A 17,803-nucleotide genomic window follows, 5' to 3' on the forward strand; every position below is an offset into this window, starting at 1 on the left:
AGAAAGGCACCCGCGTGAAGATCATCGCAGCGGACGTCATCGTGACCAGTCCCGACCGCAACTTCGTCACCCTCAAGATCACGACGGACGAGGGGATCACCGGGCTGGGCGACGGCACCCTCAACGGGCGTGAGCTGGCGGTCGCGTCGTACCTGGCCGACCACATCGTCCCGTTGCTGATCGGGCGGGACCCGCATCGCATCGAGGACACCTGGCAGTTCCTCTACCGCTCGGCGTACTGGCGGCGCGGGCCCGTCACCATGGCCGCCATCGCGGCCGTGGACGTGGCGCTGTGGGACATCAAGGCCAAGGCCGCCGGGATGCCGCTCTACCAGCTGCTCGGCGGCGCCTCCCGGACCGGGATCATGGCGTACGGGCACGCGTCGGGCCGGGACCTGCCGGAGCTGTTCGACTCGATCCGGCGGCACCTGGAGATGGGGTACCGGTCGCTGCGGGTGCAGACGTCCGTACCGGGCATCAACGCCGTGTACGGAGTGGCCGCCCAGCCGAGCGTCGAGGGCACGCGCTACGACTACGAGCCGGCCCAGCGCACCGCGCTGCCCGCGGAAGAGGACTGGGACACCCGCGCCTACCTGCGTCACCTGCCCGGCGTCTTCGAGGCGGTGCGCAACGAGTTCGGCCCCGAGCTGCCGCTGCTGCACGACGGGCACCACCGGATGACCCCCATCCAGGCCGCCAAGCTCGGCAAGGCCCTCGAGCCGTACGACCTGTTCTGGCTGGAGGACTGCACCCCGGCGGAGAACCAGGAGGCGCTGCGCCTGGTCCGTCAGCACACGACCACCCCGCTGGCCATCGGGGAGGTCTTCAACACCGTGTGGGACTACCAGACCCTGATCCGCGAGCAGCTCATCGACTACGTCCGCTCCGCCGTCACCCACACCGGCGGGATCACGGCCATGCGCAAGCTGCTCGACTACGCCGCCCAGTACCAGATCAAGTCCGGCATCCACGGCCCGACCGACATCTCGCCGGTCGGCATGGCCGCCGCCCTGCACCTGGACCTGGCGATCCACAACTTCGGCATCCAGGAGTACATGCAGCACGGCCAGGCGACCAACGAGGTGTTCCGGCAGTCGTTCAGCTTCAGCGACGGCTACCTGCACCCCGGCGAGCTGCCGGGGCTCGGCGTGGATCTCGACGAGGAGGCCGCGGCGCGCTTCCCGTACCAACCGGCGTACCTGCCGTTCAACCGGCTCAAGGACGGCACCGTCCATGACTGGTGAGCAGCGGCGCACCCGGCACATCGTGGTCATGGGCGTGTCGGGCGCGGGCAAGACGACCGTGGCCCGCAGGATCAGCGAGCTGACCGGGTTGCGGTTCGCCGAGGCGGACGAGTTCCACCCGGAGGCCAACGTGGCGCGGATGCGCTCCGGCATCCCGCTGGACGACGCGGACCGCTGGCCGTGGCTGCGGGACCTGGCCGCCTGGATGGCCGCCCGGCACGCCGAGGGCGTCTCCACGGTGCTGGCGTGCTCGGCGCTCAAGCGCTCCTACCGGGACGTGCTGCGGCAGGGCCCGCCGGAGGTGGAGTTCGTCCTCCTGGACGGGCCCGCGACGCTGATCCGGGACCGGTTGACCCGCCGTACCGACCACTACATGTCGCCCGGCCTGTTCGACTCGCAGCGGGCGATCCTGGAGCACCTCGGCCCTGAGGAGTCCGGGATGGTGCTGGAGGTGGCGCTGTCGCCGGACGAGCTGGCGGCGGCGGTGGCGACCCGGCTCGGCCTGCCGACGGCCACCCACCCGACGGTCCCCTGATCGGCCCCTGATCGGCCCCTGATCAGGCCTCTGATCAGGCCTCTGATCAGGCGGGCCCCAGTCGCAGCAGGCCGGGCTGCCGGAAGGTCGCCGACGAGACCGGCGTGCCCGGCCGGATCCGGGAGGTCCCCTGACCAGGCCTGCCGGCCTCACCCACGCGATGCGGTTCGGCGAAGACGCACACGCGCATGCCCACTGTCCCCTCTCCCGGACCACCGCCGACGGCACGCCGAGCCCGGGAGGTCAGGATCCGAATACAGGGCAGCTCCAGTCGATCGCTTTCACGGCCGGCGGGAGGATCCCTCACCACCGCCGAATGGAAGGCCTGCATCCCAGCCCTGCCCTACCGCAAGAGCTGCCCCTGAAGCCCGCCACTTCAGGGTGAAGAGCAGCAGGTCATTACTCCTTCGGTTTGAAGTAGTGCGCGACCATGTAAGCGGTGACCTTCTTGCCGATTTTCGCGCCTTCGACATCGGCCGTTCGCGTATGGATTCCGCCCCAGATGCGTGCTTCGATGACCTCGGCGAGCGCCTGCGAGAAACTGCGGAAATACCTGGTGGTACCCGAGGCGGCGCTGTATCCGCTGAAGGGGATGTCGTTGCGGCCGAAGAAATACGCCAACGCCGACATGCTGGCCGCTGTGAAGCAGGTATGTCCGGATGTGTAGTCGGGGTGCGGTGGTGTAACGAGCAATGGCGTCCAGTCGGGATCGGCCGCCGTTCCCGGATTTCCGTCGGTGTCGGCCAGGCGGATCGCGGTGACCGGCCGCCAGAAATTCCACGCTGCCTTCTCGTTGTAGCAGGCGATCGTGGCGTCGGCTTCGGCCAGGTCGACCATCGCGAACATCCGCGCCGTCTGCAACGTGTTCAGTTGCCGCTTCGTCGCCAGCTGGCGCTTGATCTCCCATTCGGCCAGGTGCCGGTCGTGCCACCAGATCGCGGCTTGCGTCTGGTCGGACGTCCTGACCGTGCTGGTCGCCGAGCCGATGGTCTTCACCTCGTTGAAGTCCCGGGCGTACCGGTGACTGGTGAGCGATGTCGGGCCGGACGTGCGGAACATGGAGGCGCTGCGGATGAGGAACGGTTTGAGGTCACCGACCCAGGCTCCGTCGGAGGCGAACGTGGGTGGCGCCGGCCGCCATTGACCGGGCTGGGTGCCCACAGCCCAGGTCTGGTTTCCGAACGCTCCGTCGTTCTCCCGTGCGGCGTTCATCGCAGCGGCCGCCTGAGTGCCCACGGTGATTCCGCGCTGCTTGGCGGTACCGTCGGGGATCACGGCCAGCGCCTCGTCGTACTGCGTCTTCAGCCTCGCTTGCTGTTCTGGGAACAGCGCGTTCAGCACAAGGAAGCCCGCGGTCGCGACGGCCGCGTCCGTCGACTCCGTCCCGTCGGCAGGCGGCGCGATCAGATACGGCTGATAGGGAGTGCCGGCGATCGCGTTCACGGCGTCGTAAACGGCTCCGTGCACCATTGCGAAGCTGCGCGCCTGGACCTGTGGTTGCTGGCCGGCGATGTCCCATATCGCCGTCTGGGCGTTTCTGTCCCAGGTGATGACGGCATTGGGAGGCGCGTTCGAAGTCGACGCGTTCGCGAACGACGAGCCGAGTCCGATCGGCGACCCGACAGCGATGACTCCGGCGACGGATAAGCTGACGGCCTTGCGCGGGAGGGCGCCTGCCCATCCGGCGGAACGTAATTTGACCATGATGGGAAATTACTCCGACCGCCACCGATCGAGCCAGCGCGCAACAACTGCCACGTCGGCAACCAGGCCGACGACGCTGAGGCCCGTTCGGCGAAAGCGGCAGCGCGAGGTACAACAACGGATACAAGCCAGCCGCTGCCATTTCCTCATAAGCGGCGCGTTTCTCGGCGCCCGACCAGATGCTCCCGCTGGGCGGCGTCGCGGGTCAGGAGATCGCATTGTCGTAGGCGGCGGCTTCTCGAACCCGTCCCCACCTGCCAGTCCTTCCCGTGGGCGGTGCACGTCTCGCCCACGTTCCTGACCGTGATGCACGCGGCCCAAGGGCACCCCAGTCGCCGACGGTTGGAGTGTCCTCGTTCCCACCGGTCATTGCTCGGCGTGTTGCACGGATCCGACGCCATGCCCTTCGACCACGCCGGCGCGCGGCACGTGGCCGCCCGTCCCGCCCAGGCTCGGCGCGAGGCCGGACAGGGAGCCGGTGAGCCGCTCGGCGAACAGCGCGCCGACCGCTGCTGTGGCGACGGTCGCGCCGATCTCACGGAAGAAGTCGCCGGCGGAGGCGCAGCAGGGCGACCCCCATCCCGGTGCGGAGCACTTCTCTTCGACTCGGCCTCACAGAAGACCCTCCCGTGGACGCAGCTGATGTGTAGACAGCCTCGGGCCGCACAGCCCTCGCCTTTCAGGTGCGGCGTAGCTCGAACGCCCGCACCGCCCCCTCGGCCGTCGGCCGCAGCGCGAACCGGACACCGCCGTCGCCGGGGTATTCGTGCCGGTGGTCGAAGCCGCCCTCATAGATCTCCACCGGGACGCCTGCGGGGAAGGCCTCGCAGTAGGGGACGTACCGGCCGGCCGCCTGCGAATCAACCCGTTGCCGGAGCCTGGCGCACGCGTCGCAGATCGCGGGCCGCCGCCGCGTCACAGCGCCGCCTCGTAGTCCTCGGCCGCCGACTCGCCGGTGTACATGGAGTCGTACTCGACGAGCCCGCCGTCGGCCCGCCGCACCAGGACCGGTCCCAGCCCGGCGTACGTGGTGCCGGGGTCGCCCGTCTCGACGAACTCCACCGTGGTGATCGTGAAGAACCACCCGTACGGCCGCTCCACCGTCACCGCGTCGTGCACGACCAGCCCCTCCCCCACCGCGCTCAGTTCCTCCGCGATGTACGCGCGCACGATCTGCTCGGCCTCCTCCTTGCCGATCATGATGGTGATCCGTCCTTTCTCAGCGGGTCTGGAAGAAGTCGTACTCGCGGTACTTGCCCTCCATGGGGTGCCGGTCCATGTACACCCGCTGGTGCTGGCCGTCCGCGTAGTAGATGTGGCCGTTGACGTTGAGGACGTTGCACACGTGCCCGATGCCGGAGCCGCTGTAGCCGATCACCACGCCGCGTGATCCCGGCCCCTCGTTCTGCAGGATCTTCGCTACCTTCTTGAGATTGCTGAGCCGCAGGTGCTTCTCGATCGCCCGCCTGCCCATCGTGGTGCGGATGACCGGGACCGGCGCGGCGTTCAGTGGCCCGGCCACGGCCGGCTTGCCGCGCAGGATGTCATCGATGGCCAGGCTGGTCTCCGGGCAGTTCCTGTTGTGCCCGGTCGGGTTGACCTTGTTGATGATCGCGAGCAGGTCACCGAACCTGATCTCCCTGGAGCCGAGGTCGTCGATGAACTTCCGCAACTCCCCGTACGCCTTCCGCATGACCTCCTTGTGCTCCTCGCTGAGCGGCTGGGAGGCTTTGTCGTAGTCCTCCACCCGTTGCGGGCGCAGTCCGGCGAGGGGCACCTTGGTCCGGCGCTCGACATTGACCTTGCCGAAGTCGTCGTGGTCGGAGATCGGCGGCTCGTACCCCTTCGTCCCACTCTGACCGGCGGCACCGGTGCCCTTGAGGTCGTCCGGCTCCAGGTCGAAGTCATAGAGCAGGATCTCGCTGATGAAGCCGATGCCGGTGCTGGTGTCCTCCCTCTCGCGGAAGGCCATCCAGTTGTCCATCTCCGCCGCGCCCTTGAACTTGTACCAAGGCGTCCGGCTGGCGTCGGCCAGGCCGTGACGGCGGACGAACGCCTGGGCGTTGTCGATGGCGTCCTGGAACGCGTCCGCGTCCTGGTTGCGGTCGGCGGCCGTGTACTGGTGGGCGAGATGGTCGGCCTCCCGCATGACGTCTTTCCAGTGGCTCCGGTCGGCCTGGGAGTCGTACAGGTTCTCGGCCTGGTAGGCCGCCTCCTGCTGCTGGCCGCTCTGGCCCAGGGGCCGAGACGTCTGTGCCATTGACTGCTGCTCGCCACTCGGGCCGGCCAGGCCGTTCTGGCGGGCGGCCCAGAGGATGCCGTCGCGTACGTACGGGGAACGCGCCTGGAACGTATCCAGCAGCCACTGGGTCCCGTCGCGGCCCCAGGTGTTCGCCATGCGCTGGAGGATCTTGCCTGCCTGGCGTTCGGCGTCCTCGTCCCGATAGCGGGATTCGCTCATCCGCCCGTCCATGGCCCGCAGCGCCCACAGGTCCGGATCCGCTTCCGGGTCGTCGGAGGGACCGCGCCTGCGGGCATAGACCTCTTCGCGGGAGCGCGTCGTCGGCGCGGTGTCCTGTGTCCGGTGTGCCTGCGTGGTGTGCAGCCGATCGATCAGCTCACCGACCGCCCTGGCCAGGGGACGCGGGGTCGCCGAGGCCCTGTACTCGGTGAACGCCTCCGCGATCAGGTCGCGTGGGGTGGTGGCGCCGTACGTGGACAGGCGGGACTCGACGGCGGTTACGGTCTCTTGGTCGTGCACGCCTGTGACGTCGTACGGGCGGCCCAGCGCGGCCGAGACGGTGGCGTTCAGGGCGGTGCGCGCATCGGGGTCGCTGATGATGCGGTCGGCGATGTGCTCGCCCACCTCGTGGTAGAGCACACCGCGCACCGACCCACCGCCCGGCACCGTCCACCCGGTCGCCTCCTCCACCCGCCCGGCCTCCACCTGGTCGGCCATGGCGACAGGGTTCAGGTGGATGCCCCGCTCACCGCCGTCCATGACCGCGTAGGCCACCAGGTCCGGCTGGGTGACGAAGTTCCCGTGCGGGTCCGTGGTGCTGACGGCGCCGAGGGCGCGCGTCAGGTCGGGGTAGTCACGGGCCAGCTCACGTAACGCCTGATCAATGTCACTCGCCGCCTCCGGCCCGATCCCCTCGAGCCTCGCTACGGACGGGGTGCCCGCCCCACTGAGCGCCAGAGCCAACGCCTCTTTGGACGGCACCAACCCCCCGCCCTCGACATCCACCCCAGGCCCTGTCGGGTTCGGGGCGCCAGAGGCCGTCGGCACAGAGGCGGCAGCGGCCGGGGCGGTCGGCCCGGCCCCCGCCGTGGCCGGGGTGGTGGGCCCACCCGTCCCGGCGACCGGGGTGCCGGCAGCCGCGCCGATCGGGCTGGTCTGTGCCGATGAGCCACCTGGCGCACCAACGGCCGCCGACTGGCCGCTCGATCCCGCCCCTTGCGACGCCGCACCCGCCTGCCCCGTCCCGCCGGACGAGGTGCCCGGTGCCGATCCTTGCGGTGCCGTACCCGCCTGCGCCGTCCCCCCGGGCGCGGTGCCCGATGGCGCGCCCTGCGACGCCGCGCCGGCCTGCGCGGTCCCGCCGGACGCGGTGCTCTGTGCTGATCCTTGTGGTGTCGCGCCTGCCTGGGTGGCGCCGCTGGAGGTGGTGCTCGGTGGCGCTCCGGTAGGCGCGCTTCCGGTCTGGGCCGACGCGGTGGGGGCCCACGCGGTGGGGGCGCCGGCCGGCGTTGGGGTGAGGCTGCTGCGCTGGGGGGTGCCTGTCGAACCGGTCCCGTGTGCGTCGCCGGCCGGGGTGGGCGGGGTGGTGGTCATCGGGGTGACCCCGCCGGCCCCGCGGGTGGCGGTGTTCTGGGTGCTCCCGACCTGGCCGGAACCGGCGGTGGGTGCCGAGGGCGAGGGGGCGGGGTCTTGGGCGTGGACGGTGGATTCCGCGCGGGCGAGGGCCGTTGACGGGTTGGCGAGGGCGGAGAGGACGTCGGTGCTGAGAGGGCTGACGGTGCCCACTCGGCCGGCGCCGGCCGCCATACTGCCCACCAGCCCCTCCATCGTGGGGAGTTGCCAGGTGCCGTACACGACGCCGTTGGAGATCATCCCGGCCGGGGCCGAGACGAGCGCGTTGGTGGCGGCCGCGCTGGCGGCCTTGGTGGGGTACCGCATGAGGACGTTCGCCAGCCCACCGGCGTCCCCGGCCGCGGTGTCGAGGTGGCGCAGGCCGGGGAGGCCGGAGACGTACTTGGAGACCGCGGGCGCGACCCGGGACGCCAGCAAGGCGCCGGTCGCGTCGCCGAGGACGTTCGCGGCCGTCATGCGGGTGTCCCAGCTCGTACGCGTCCCGAGGTCCATCTGCCGGCGCTGGGCGAGCCCGTCCATGAGCAGGCCCTCGCCCACCTCCTCCGGCAGTTCGCGCAGCATGTGGCTGGTGACCGCCCTGGCCAGCAGCCCCTGGCCGAGTTTTCGCCCGCCGAACTGGGCCGTCTGGACGGCGGCGAGCTTCGGCGCGACGGTCGTGAGCCCGCGCCCGGCCCCCGCCGCCCGTTCCAGCGAGCCGAACACCTGGTTGAGGAAGGTACGCAGCCGCTGCGCGTACGCGGCGAGCAGCGGTGTGGTCGCGCCCGCGGTGAGGAAACTCGCCGTGACCCCGACGGCGGCCGCGCTGACCGTGATCCAGTAGCCGACGTTGATGGACAGCTTGCCGTACTGCGTGGCGCGCGCGAAGGAGTCCTGCTGCAGCGCGTACGCCCGAGCGGCCTGCGCCATCCCCGCCAGTCCCGTCTCCCCCGACGCGAGCTCGTCGGTGTGCTCGCGGAAGGCGTCGGCCGACGCGCCCGACCACCCGTCCAGCATCGTGGCCCGCGAACTCACGTCCTGCCCGGCCAGCGCCGCCCGCGACAGGTCGTCGAAGGCCACCGCCAGCTCCGCCAGGCCTTTCTCGCTGCCCTCCGGCCACATCTGCCCGGCCGCCACCAGCGAGATCAGGACGTCCACCCACTCGGGCGCGCCCTCTCCCCAGGCCGGCGTGACGTCGGTCGCGTAGCCGCCGCTGCCGATCGTGTCGTCGCCACCGCCCGGCGGGCTGGTGACCGGTGTGCTGCGGTTGTGCTCCGCCCCCGCGTGGACGCTCACACCCGATCGCCCCTCGGCGTGGAGGCGGCCTCGCTCGTGGTCTCCACGGTCTGCCGTACACCCTCGCCGGTGGCCTCGTGGTCTCTCATGAGCTGCCCGGCCCAGGCGATGAGCGTGTCGGGCCCTCCTTCGGCCGAGTAAGCCCGGTAGAACTCCTGCCCGGCCGAGTCGCCACCCCAGGGGGCGGCGGCGTTCAGCCGTTCGATGCGGGCGGTGGCGTCGCGCAGAGCGTCACCGAGTCCGGCGGCGTGGCCCTGCCAGCCCTTGAGTCCGGCCTCGACCTGAGACCGCTCCATGCGTACGTGCTCGGCCATCCGCTACCCGATCTCGCGCAGCCGGTCGTCCAGGTGCCCCAGCACGCTGTCGAGGTCGCCATCCAGGTGGGCCCGCATCTGCTCCGGCGGGACGAGGGGCGTGAACATCCGCACGATCTCCTCCTGGGCCATCGCCGCGGCCTGCTGCACGGTGGCGGTGATGAGGCCGGCCAGCCTGCCGCTGTCGCGCAGGCGGGAGACCCGGGGGTCGAGCTCGAGCCGGATCAGGTCACCGCGGGCGCCCACGGTGGCGGTGACGAGGCCGTCGGGCGAGCTGTGGGTGACCTGCAGAGCTCGGGCGCGTTGGTGCAGTTCCAGGGATTGATCCTGCAGTCGCAAGAAATTGTCACGCAATTGGTTCGCGTATTCATGCAACTGGTCAGCGTTCATTTCTCGCACCGTAATGGGGGAAAGTCGGCTCTTAGCCCCATTTCAGGATTCGTCGAAGTGACCCGGCCCGCGCGGTCAGAGAACTTCGGCCACGGTCTCCGTCCTGCTGTGCGCTGCCCCGGGTACGGGAGACCACCTCGGAGCGCTGAGCGGCCCGCGGCTGGGATAATTGCCGGCATGTGCGAAGCCGGGGGCTTTTGATGCGGTTCGGCGTGTTGGGTCCGGTTGAGGCGCGCCTGCCCGACGGGGGCCCGGTGGCGGTGGGCGGCCCGCAGGTGCGGTCGCTGCTGGCGATGCTGGTGCTGGAGGCCGGTCGCCCGGTGAGCGTCGGGCGGCTGGCCGCCGGCCTGTACGGCGAGGACGCGCCCGCCGACGCGGCGCACGCGCTGCAGTCGCAGGTCTCCCGGCTCCGGCGAGGACTGCGTGACGGGGCGGCCGTGGAGTTCGGACCGGCGGGCTACCGGCTCGCGGTCGACCTCGACGCGGTGGACGCGCACCGGTTCGCCCGGCTCGCCGGGCAGGGCAGGCAGGCGCTGGCCGGCGGGGACCCGGCGGGCGCCGCGATGGTGCTGGGTCAGGCGCTGGACCTGTGGCGCGGGCCGGCGCTCGCCGACGTGCTGGACGCGCCGTTCGCCGAGGCGGCGGCCGCCCGGCTGCTGGAGGAGCGGCTGGCGGCGGTGGAGGACCGGGCCGAGGCCGCGCTCGCGCTGGGCGAGCACCACGCGGTGGCCGCGGAGCTGACGGAGCTGGTGGAGGCGCACCCGTTGCGGGAGCGGGCGCGGGCGCTGCTGATGCGGGCCCTGTACGCCGGTGGCCGGCAGGCGGAGGCGCTCGCCGCGTACGAGCAGGCCCGCCGGTTCCTGGGCGACGAGCTGGGGGTGGACCCGTCCGCCGAGCTGGCCGAGGCGCACCTGGCCATCCTGCGCGCCGAACCCGCGGCAGCCCCCGCGCTCCGGCGGCTGCCGGCCCAGCTCACCAGCTTCGTCGGAAGGGCGGAGGAGCTGCGCGAGCTCGCGGCGCTGCCGGCCGGATCACGGCTGGTCACGCTGACCGGTCCGGGTGGCACCGGCAAGACGCGGCTGGCGGTGGAGGCGAGCGGCCGGGTGTCCGGGGAGGTGTGCTTCGTCGATCTGTCCGCGTTGAGCGACGGGGCGCAGGTGGCGCCGGCCGTGGCCGCCGCGCTGGGCCTGCGCGAGTCGGGACCGCCGGAGGATCGGCTCGTCGCGGCGCTGGCCGACCGGCCGGTGCTGGTGATTCTGGACAACTGCGAGCAGGTCGTCGCGAGCGCGGCCGGGCTCGCGCACCGGCTCCTGGCCGCCTGCCCCGCGCTGCGGATCCTGGCCACCAGCCGGGAGGCGCTCGGCATCACCGGTGAGGTCCTGTTCCCGGTCGGGCAGCTGGCCGTGCCCGCACCCGATGCCGCGCTCGCCGAGGCGCTGGCCTGCCCGGCGGTGCGGCTGTTCGCCGACCGGGCCGCCGCCGTACGGCACGGGTTCGTCGTGGATGCCGCCACGATCGGCGCGGTGCGGCGGATCTGCGCCGCCCTGGACGGGCTGCCGCTGGCCATCGAACTGGCGGCGGCCCGGCTGCGCTCGTTCACCCTGGACGAGGTGGACGCGCGGCTGGCCGACCGGTTCCGGCTGCTGTCGCGCGGCGAGCGCACCGCGGCGCCGCGGCATCAGACGCTGCGCGCGGTGGTCGACTGGAGCTGGGGGCTGCTCGACCCGGATGAGCAGGCGCTCGCGCGCCGGCTCACCGTGTTCGCGGGCGGCGTCACCCTGGCGGACGCGGAGCGGGTCTGCGGCCTGGACGGGCCGGCCGGGTCCGACGATGTGGCGGCCGTGCTGGCCGGCCTGGTGGACAAGTCGCTCGTCGAGGCACACGACGGCCGCTACCGGATGCTGGAGACGGTGCGCGAGTACTGCGCGGAGCGGCTCGCCGAGACCGGGGAGCGGGAGGAATGCCTGCGGGCGCACGCGGAGTGCTTCACCGCGCTGGCCGAAGCCGCCGACCACCACCTGCGGGGGCCCGGCCAGCTGGATCGGCTCGCGCGGCTGGACGCCGAGCACGGCAACCTGCTGGCCGCACTGGGCTGGGCCGTCGCCGCCGACCCGCCGCTGGCCGCGCGGCTGATCGCGGCCCTGTCCTGGTTCTGGTGGCTGCGCGGCCTGCGCGGCGAGGCCGCCCCGCTCGCCGCCCGGCTGCTGGGCGAACATGCTCCGGGTGCGGAGAAGGCCGAGGAGTACGCGTGCTGCGTCGTGACCGCCGCCGCGACCGGCACCTCCATCGATGCCGGCCTGCGCGACCACCTGGACCGCGCCGCCGCCGGCCTCGCCGCGCACGACCGGCCACTGCGCCGACCCCACGTCGTGTTCCTGCTCTCAATGGCCGGACGCCTGCTCGACGTCGACCCCGCGCTTCAGCACCGGCTGTTCGACACCGACCCCTGGTCGCAGGCGTTCCTGCGCATGGGCGACGGACTGCGGCTGCTGCTCGGCGGTCGGACCTCCGCCGCCGAGGACGCGCTCACCGCCGCGCTGGCCGGTTTCCGCACGTCGGGCGACCGCTGGGCGATCGCGAACTCGCTGGACAAGCTCGCCGGGATCGCGGCCTGGCGCGGTGAACGGGCCCGAGCGGTGGCCTGGATGGACGAGGCCATCACGCTCATCGAGGAGCTGGGCCGTACGGAGGACGCCGCGGACCTCCTCACCCGCCGCGCCGACCTGCTGGCCCAGGACGGTGACCTCGCCGCCGCCGGGACCGGCTACGAGCGCGCCGCCGAGGTCGCCCGCGCCGTCGGCGCGCCGGACCTGCTCGCCGACGCCCGCCGTGGCCTCGCCGACCTCGCCCGCCGATCCGGCGAACCCGACCAGGCCCGGCAGCTGTACGAGGCGGCGCTGGCCGGCTGCGGAGACGCCTCGATCACCGGGAGCCGGATCCGTGCCCGCATCCTCACCGGACTCGGCTGGACCGCCGCCATGGACGGGGACGCCGCGCAGGCCCGCGCCCACCACCGCGCCGCGCTCGAGACGGCCGTGCGCAGCGGCAACCTGCCCGCCGCCGCGGACGCGGTGGACGGCCTCGCCGGGGCCGCGCTGCTGACTGGTGACGCGGAGCGGGCCGCGACGCTCATCGGCGCAGCGGCGTCCCTGCGCGGGGCGGAGCTGGTCGCCGACCGCGACGTGGACGAGACGGCCGCCGAGGCCGAACGCGCGCTCGGCCCCGGCCGGTACGCCGAAGCACGTCACCGGGGCCGCAGGCTGAGCGCCGAGGAGGTGCTCGACCTGGCCGGTGAGTGACGGTGAGCGCTTGGTGAGCGCCTGGCGAGCGGGACCGGCGACGCTGTCGCCATGACACAGCACCTCGTGAACAAGACGGTCCTGATCTCCGGCGCCAGCGTGGCCGGCCCCGCCCTCGCGTACTGGTTGCAGCGGTACGGGTTCACCCCGACCGTCGTGGAGCTGGCCCCGGCGCTGCGGGAAGGCGGCTACAAGGTCGACCTGCGCGGCGTGGCGATGGACGTCGTCGACCGGATGGGCCTCACCCCGGCCGTCAAGCGGTACAGCACTCAGATGCGCGGGGGCGCCTGGGTGAACGCGGCCGGCAAGCCGCTCGCCACCCTGGGCCCCGACCTCATCGGCCTGCGGGCCCCCGGCGACGACGAGGTGCTGCGCGGCGACCTGGCCCGCATCATGTACGACGCGACCAAGCAGGGCGTGGAGTACCTGTTCGGCGACAGCATCACCGGCCTCACCCAGGGCCACGACGGCGTCATGGTGACCTTCGCGCGCTCCGCGCCGCGCATGTTCGACCTCGTGATCGGCGCCGACGGGCTGCACTCGAACCTGCGGGCCCAGGTCTTCGGCGAAGAGGCGACGTTCGTGCGCCCGCTCGGCATGCACGCGTGCGTGTTCACCGTGCCCAACCACCTCGGCCTCGACCGCTGGGAGCTGATCTACCCGACGCCGGGCAAGGTCGTGAACCTCTACAGCACCCGGCAGTCCGCCGCCAAGGCCCAGTTCATCTTCCCCACCCCCGCCGTGCTGCCCGACCGCCGCGACGTCGCGGCACAGCAGCGCCTGGTCGCCGAGACCTTCGCCGGCGCCGGTTGGGAGAGCGCCACGCTGCTGGCCGCCATGCCGCACTCCCCCGACTTCTACTTCGACTCCGCCAGCCAGGTCCGGCTGGACCGCTGGTCGGCCGGGCGGATCGCGCTGGTCGGCGACGCCGCGCACAGCCCGTCGCCGCTGTCGGGGCAGGGCACCAGCCTCGCCCTCGTGGGGGCGTACGTGCTGGCCGGCGAGCTGAAGGCCGCCGGGGGCGACCACCGGGTGGCGTTCGCCCGCTACCAGGAGGAGATGAGCGGGTACGTCGACGTGAACCTCAGCCTCGGCGAGAGCAACGCCAAGCAGATGGTGGCCGGCAGCGCCCGCCAGATCCGCATGCAGACCACCATGATGCGGATGGTCAGCCACCTGCCCTGGAAGGACCTGGCCCTGCGTCCGATCCTGAAGCCGCTCAACGCCGCCGCGAACGCCATCACCCTCAAGGACTACTGAGCGGGACTCGGCCCCCGTCAGGAGTGAGCCGCGCCGATCACGAAGCACTCCAGCCGGTGCAGAAGGGCGGCCATCTCTCCCTCGGGCAGGCGGGTCGTGTCGGCGCTCAGTTCCACACCGAGCGTGCCCTTCCAGCGCATCAGGGCCACGCAGAAGTCGCAGCTGCGCCGGTCCATGCCGGGCAGCCATTCCAGCTCGGACTCCCTGTCCGCGCGGTCGGCGCCACCCGAATCCTCGCCGGGGCGCAGGTCGTTGAAGCAACACAACGGGAACATGGGGACGCCTCGGTCAGCGCTCATCCGGTCGACCATCGCGTGCAGGGCCAGCGAGTCGAAGCGGGCGCGCCGGTAAGACGCGAGAACCGCCGAATACGCGCTCACGAGGGTCTCGGCCAGGCTTCCGCACGGGCCCAGGGTGAACAGTCCCAGCTGATTCAGGCTGGTGACCAGGCCCCGGGTCCGGCTGTTGAAGCGGTTGTGCACGATCGGGGTGATCGCGGACACCTCGTGCCCGGTCAGCTCGCGCAGCAGCATGGAGACCGCCACCAGCAGGACTGTGGCGGTGCTGACGCCGGTGCGGCGGGCGAGCACCTGTGCGGCGTGGTCGAGCCGGGGCGACGACAGCACGGCCCGCGCGAACCTCGGCGTCGCACCGCTGCTGACCACGGTGGGGAACATGGCGGACGGTACAGTCCGCAGCAGCGCCTCCCACTGGGCGATCGACCGGTCCGAACGGGCCGAGGCCGCCTCCTCCTCCCGTACCAGGTCGAGCAACTGCGACGACGGCGGTCGCGTGATCACTCCGCGGAGCAGCAGCATCCGCAGATCGCGTACCACGACGTCGGCCGCGCGCCAGTCCGCGACGACATGATTCATCACGAGCGCCACGTGGGTGGCGACGCCGTCGCAGACCACGATCCCGGCGCGCAGCGGCTGCTCGCCGTCGCCGAAGGGTCGCCCGGCCAGACGGGCGACAAGTCCGGCCGCGGCATCGTCCACGTCGCCGCGTGCGGCCTCGACCAGCTCGATCGCCAGGGTCCCGGCCGCCGCCACCTCCTGGTACGGCCCGGTCGCGCCGAGCCGTACCACGGATCTCAGAGCGTCGTGCCGACCCATCACCTCGGCCAGAGCGGCCGCCACGGCCCCGGGATGGCGCGGGCCTCCCGCGCCCGGGACGGTCAGCAGCCGGGGCACGTTGAAGTAGCGTGCGTCCGGCCCCACCCCGTCGATAGCCGTCCAGACGTCCCGCTGTCCCCATGCGAGCTCAGCCGTGCCGGAACGGCCGGAGGCGAAGTCCACCGAAAGCCGCATGGCGCTCTCCTTAGTTCCGGACCGCTGCTCCGAGCTCGGACAGCCGCAGGCTCGGGTCGCCGCCCGCGCGCGTCACCACGCGGGCGAACGCCTCCACCAGACGGTGCGCGGTGGCGGCGTCGAACAGGTCGGTCGAGTACTCCAGCCAGCCGCCGATCCCCTCGGGCCCCCGGTACACGTCGAGGGACACCTCCACCCGGGCCCGGCCCAGGTCGGGCTGCGGACACACCTCGACGGCCAGGTCCCCCAGCTCGGTGCGGAGCAGGTCGCCGGTGGGCAGGTTGTGGGTGAGGTTGAACATCGCCTGGCACAGCGGCGGACGGCTCAGGTCGCGCGGCACCCGAAGCGCGCCGAGGATGCGGTCCAAGGAGGTTCCGGCGTGGGCGAGGGCCTTCATGGTGCTGATCCGCGTACGCCGCAGCAGCTCGCCGAAGGTCAGGTCCCCCGACAGGTCGGCCCGCGCGACGAGCGTGGTGGAGAAGTAGCCGATCAGCGGGGCCAGCTCGGGCCGGTCCCGGCCGGCCACGGGCACGCCCACGCAGAAGTCGTCCTGCCCGGCGGCCGCGCCCAGCGTGACCTGCCACGCGGCGAGCAGGGCCATGAACGGGGTGGCCCGGTGGGCGCGCGCGAGGAGCTCCAGGCGGGTGACGTCCGCGTCCGGCACGGCCACGGCCGCCTTCGCGCCGCGGCCGGTCCAGCGGGCCGGGCGGGGGTGGTCGAGGGGCAGGTCGAGCGCGGGCGCCCCGGCGAGCCGTTCGGTCCAGTAGTCCAGGTGGTCCCGGCCCTCCTCGGCCCGCCGCCGTTCGGCCGCGGCGAAGTCGCGGTACTGCGCGGGCAGCTCGTCCAGCAGGGGCGCACGGCCCTCCCGGTGGGCGCGGTAGCACTCGCCGAGCTCGCGCATGAGCACGTCCAGCGACCAGTGGTCGACCACGATGTGGTGCAGCACGATGCACAGGACGGCGTCGTCGGCGGCCAGGCGCAGCAGGCCCGCCCGCCACGCGGGGGCCGCCGCGAGGTCGAACGGCCGCCCCGCGTAGCCGGCGACCGCCTGTCCGAGGTCGGCGGAGGCGGGATCCAGGCGGTCCAGCCGTACCTCGCCGGTCTCGTCCACGACCTGCGCGGGCAGGTCCCCGTCCAGGACGAAGCGGGTGCGCAGCACCTCGTGCCGGGCGGCGATCGCGGTGAACGCCGCGGCGAGTGCGGTCTCGTCGACGGGGCCGCGCAGCCGTACCGGCCAGGTGATGTGATAGGCGCAGTCGTCAGGATCGAAGCGCTGCAGGAACCACAGTCGCTCCTGCCCGGTGGACAGCGGCCAGGTGCGCTGGTCCCGGCCGCCGAGCAGCGCCCTGCGCAGGGCCGCACGGCGTTCGGGGGGCAGCGTGGCCAGGCGGCGCCGCAGCTTCTCGCGCTCGAGGTCGGGGCTCACGTGGGGGTCACCTCGAAGGTTGGGAACGCTCCCACCGAAGCCTAGGTTTCACGCCGGAGGCCGGTCAAGATCCCCCATCGCGACGCCCTGTGACAGGAAGCGGACGGTGGGCGATCGGCACACGTGGCACCGGCCCTTCATTCTCGGCATTTGACAGTCTGGAAAGCTCTCCGTCCGACCATTGCCGCTCCTCACGGTGATCGATAGAATTTGTGGGAGCGCTCCCAAAACCACCATTCCCCCTCAAGGAGTGCCGATCGTGCCGGAACGCCTGCTGGAAGAGATCACGGAGGACCTGCCCGACGACGACCTCGGGCTGCTCCTGCTGATCAGGCACTTCGAACGCAAGCTGCTCGACCTGTTCGGCCAAGGGCTCGTGCAGGGCACCACCCACACCTGCCTGGGGCAGGAGTACGTGCCGGTCGCGCTGACGCCGCTACTGGGTGAGCGGGACCACATCTTCAGCAATCATCGCGGACACGGCCACTACCTGGCACGATTCCGGGATCCGTACGGACTGCTCGCGGAGATCACCGGGCGGGAGGGCGCGGTCTGCGGGGGCGTGGGCGGCAGCCAGCACATCCTGTCCGGCCGCTACCTGTCCACCGGGGTCCAGGGCGAGAGCCTGCCGGTCGCCGCAGGCGTGGCGCTGCACCTGCGGGACGCCGAGCCGGGCGCGCTGGCGCTGGCGTACATCGGCGACGGGACGTGGGGCGAGGGCGCCGTGTACGAGGCGCTCAACATGGCCGCGCTCTGGCGGCTGCCGCTGGTCGTGGTGACCGAGAACAACGGGATCGCGCAGACCACGCCGACGTCGGCGCAGCTGGCGGGCACGATCGGGGATCGGGCGCGGGCGTTCGGGTGCCGGTTCCTGCACGTGGACTCGCGGCATCCGCACGAGATCCGGGACGCGCTGCGGCCGCTGTTCGAGCGGACCAGGCAGGGCGCGGGACCGCTGGTGGTGGAGTTCGCCACGCACCGGATCGGGCCGCACAGCAAGGGCGACGACACCCGCTCCGCCGAGGAGCTCCGGCACGCCCGCGACCACGACTGGTACCCGCGCCAGGGCGGCTCCCCCCGCTTCGCCCGCATGGACGCGGAGGCGCGCGCGTTCGTCGAGGTGGTGGCCGGTGAAGTGCTCGGGCGGCCGCTGTCGGCGCGGGAGGGCTGAGGCG

General features: G+C 72.3%; 13 protein-coding genes. 5 read left to right on the forward strand and 8 right to left on the reverse strand.

Going from position 1 to position 17,803, the window contains the following annotated elements; all coding sequences use genetic code 11:
* Nucleotides 1-14 precede the first annotated feature (14 nt).
* On the forward strand, nucleotides 15-1,244 hold the full coding sequence (gene manD / locus ABZX61_RS31815; RefSeq protein ID WP_355199820.1) for a D-mannonate dehydratase ManD: 1,230 nt from the start codon (nucleotides 15-17) through the stop codon (nucleotides 1,242-1,244).
* Nucleotides 1,234-1,779, forward strand: a complete 546-nt coding sequence (locus ABZX61_RS31820) for a gluconokinase (protein WP_355199821.1) — start codon at nucleotides 1,234-1,236, stop codon at nucleotides 1,777-1,779. The genes manD and ABZX61_RS31820 overlap by 11 nt, the downstream gene beginning before the upstream one ends.
* A gap of 399 nt (nucleotides 1,780-2,178) precedes the next feature.
* On the opposite strand, the gene ABZX61_RS31825 is transcribed toward ABZX61_RS31820, so the two are convergent.
* The 6 genes from ABZX61_RS31825 to ABZX61_RS31850 all read right to left on the reverse strand — a co-directional run bounded on the left by ABZX61_RS31825 (nucleotide 2,179) and on the right by ABZX61_RS31850 (nucleotide 9,297).
* The gene (locus ABZX61_RS31825) at nucleotides 2,179-3,483 is read right to left on the reverse strand and encodes a phosphatase PAP2 family protein (RefSeq protein WP_355199822.1); all 1,305 of its coding nucleotides are present in this window, start codon (nucleotides 3,481-3,483) and stop codon (nucleotides 2,179-2,181) included.
* A gap of 679 nt (nucleotides 3,484-4,162) precedes the next feature.
* Nucleotides 4,163-4,402 (reverse strand): hypothetical protein, encoded by a 240-nt coding sequence (locus tag ABZX61_RS31830; RefSeq protein WP_355199823.1) that lies wholly within the window; start codon nucleotides 4,400-4,402, stop codon nucleotides 4,163-4,165.
* Nucleotides 4,399-4,683, reverse strand: a complete 285-nt coding sequence (locus tag ABZX61_RS31835; RefSeq protein WP_355199824.1) for a YrhB domain-containing protein — start codon at nucleotides 4,681-4,683, stop codon at nucleotides 4,399-4,401. Before ABZX61_RS31835 ends, ABZX61_RS31830 begins: the two co-directional genes overlap by 4 nt.
* A gap of 19 nt (nucleotides 4,684-4,702) precedes the next feature.
* The gene (locus ABZX61_RS31840; protein WP_355199825.1) at nucleotides 4,703-8,629 is read right to left on the reverse strand and encodes a toxin glutamine deamidase domain-containing protein; all 3,927 of its coding nucleotides are present in this window, start codon (nucleotides 8,627-8,629) and stop codon (nucleotides 4,703-4,705) included.
* A complete protein-coding gene (locus ABZX61_RS31845) occupies nucleotides 8,626-8,925 on the reverse strand; it encodes a hypothetical protein (protein WP_355199826.1) in 300 nt (99 codons plus the stop codon). The genes ABZX61_RS31840 and ABZX61_RS31845 overlap by 4 nt, the downstream gene beginning before the upstream one ends.
* Before the next feature lie 21 nt (nucleotides 8,926-8,946).
* Entirely contained in the window at nucleotides 8,947-9,297 is a 351-nt protein-coding gene (locus ABZX61_RS31850) for a YbaB/EbfC family nucleoid-associated protein (protein ID WP_355199827.1), read from the reverse strand.
* 248 nt (nucleotides 9,298-9,545) lie between these two features.
* Here ABZX61_RS31850 and ABZX61_RS31855 point away from each other — a divergent pair, with 248 nt between their 5' ends.
* Both ABZX61_RS31855 and ABZX61_RS31860 read left to right on the forward strand, forming a co-directional pair.
* Entirely contained in the window at nucleotides 9,546-12,632 is a 3,087-nt protein-coding gene (locus ABZX61_RS31855; protein WP_355199828.1) for a BTAD domain-containing putative transcriptional regulator, read from the forward strand.
* Nucleotides 12,633-12,683: 51 nt separating this feature from the next.
* Complete coding sequence (locus ABZX61_RS31860) at nucleotides 12,684-13,892, forward strand: FAD-dependent monooxygenase (RefSeq protein WP_355199829.1); 1,209 nt, start codon at nucleotides 12,684-12,686, stop codon at nucleotides 13,890-13,892.
* A 17-nt stretch (nucleotides 13,893-13,909) separates the two neighbouring features.
* Here the strand turns inward: ABZX61_RS31860 and ABZX61_RS31865 are convergent, their stop codons facing one another.
* Both ABZX61_RS31865 and ABZX61_RS31870 read right to left on the reverse strand, forming a co-directional pair.
* A complete protein-coding gene (locus ABZX61_RS31865) occupies nucleotides 13,910-15,202 on the reverse strand; it encodes a condensation domain-containing protein (RefSeq protein WP_355199830.1) in 1,293 nt (430 codons plus the stop codon).
* Between the two features lie 10 nt (nucleotides 15,203-15,212).
* Complete coding sequence (locus tag ABZX61_RS31870) at nucleotides 15,213-16,628, reverse strand: condensation domain-containing protein (protein WP_355199831.1); 1,416 nt, start codon at nucleotides 16,626-16,628, stop codon at nucleotides 15,213-15,215.
* A 259-nt stretch (nucleotides 16,629-16,887) separates the two neighbouring features.
* Between ABZX61_RS31870 and ABZX61_RS31875 the strand changes: the two genes are divergently transcribed.
* Entirely contained in the window at nucleotides 16,888-17,799 is a 912-nt protein-coding gene (locus tag ABZX61_RS31875) for a thiamine pyrophosphate-dependent dehydrogenase E1 component subunit alpha (RefSeq protein ID WP_355199832.1), read from the forward strand.
* The last annotated feature ends 4 nt before the right edge of the window (nucleotides 17,800-17,803 follow it).

It is taken from the genome of Nonomuraea sp. NPDC003709, assembly GCF_040610775.1.
Classification (GTDB): Bacteria; Actinomycetota; Actinomycetes; order Streptosporangiales; family Streptosporangiaceae; genus Nonomuraea; species Nonomuraea angiospora_A.

What these genes read in the sequence shown, in the direction of transcription:
- ABZX61_RS31820 (WP_355199821.1), top strand. Translation starts at nt 1,234, where the DNA reads ATGACTGGTGAGCAGCGGCGCACCCGGCACATCGTGGTCATGGGCGTG.
- ABZX61_RS31825 (WP_355199822.1), bottom strand. Translation starts at nt 3,483, where the DNA reads ATGGTCAAATTACGTTCCGCCGGATGGGCAGGCGCCCTCCCGCGCAAG.
- ABZX61_RS31835 (WP_355199824.1), bottom strand. Translation starts at nt 4,683, where the DNA reads ATGATCGGCAAGGAGGAGGCCGAGCAGATCGTGCGCGCGTACATCGCG.
- ABZX61_RS31845 (WP_355199826.1), bottom strand. Translation starts at nt 8,925, where the DNA reads ATGGAGCGGTCTCAGGTCGAGGCCGGACTCAAGGGCTGGCAGGGCCAC.
- ABZX61_RS31860 (WP_355199829.1), top strand. Translation starts at nt 12,684, where the DNA reads ATGACACAGCACCTCGTGAACAAGACGGTCCTGATCTCCGGCGCCAGC.
- ABZX61_RS31865 (WP_355199830.1), bottom strand. Translation starts at nt 15,202, where the DNA reads ATGCGGCTTTCGGTGGACTTCGCCTCCGGCCGTTCCGGCACGGCTGAG.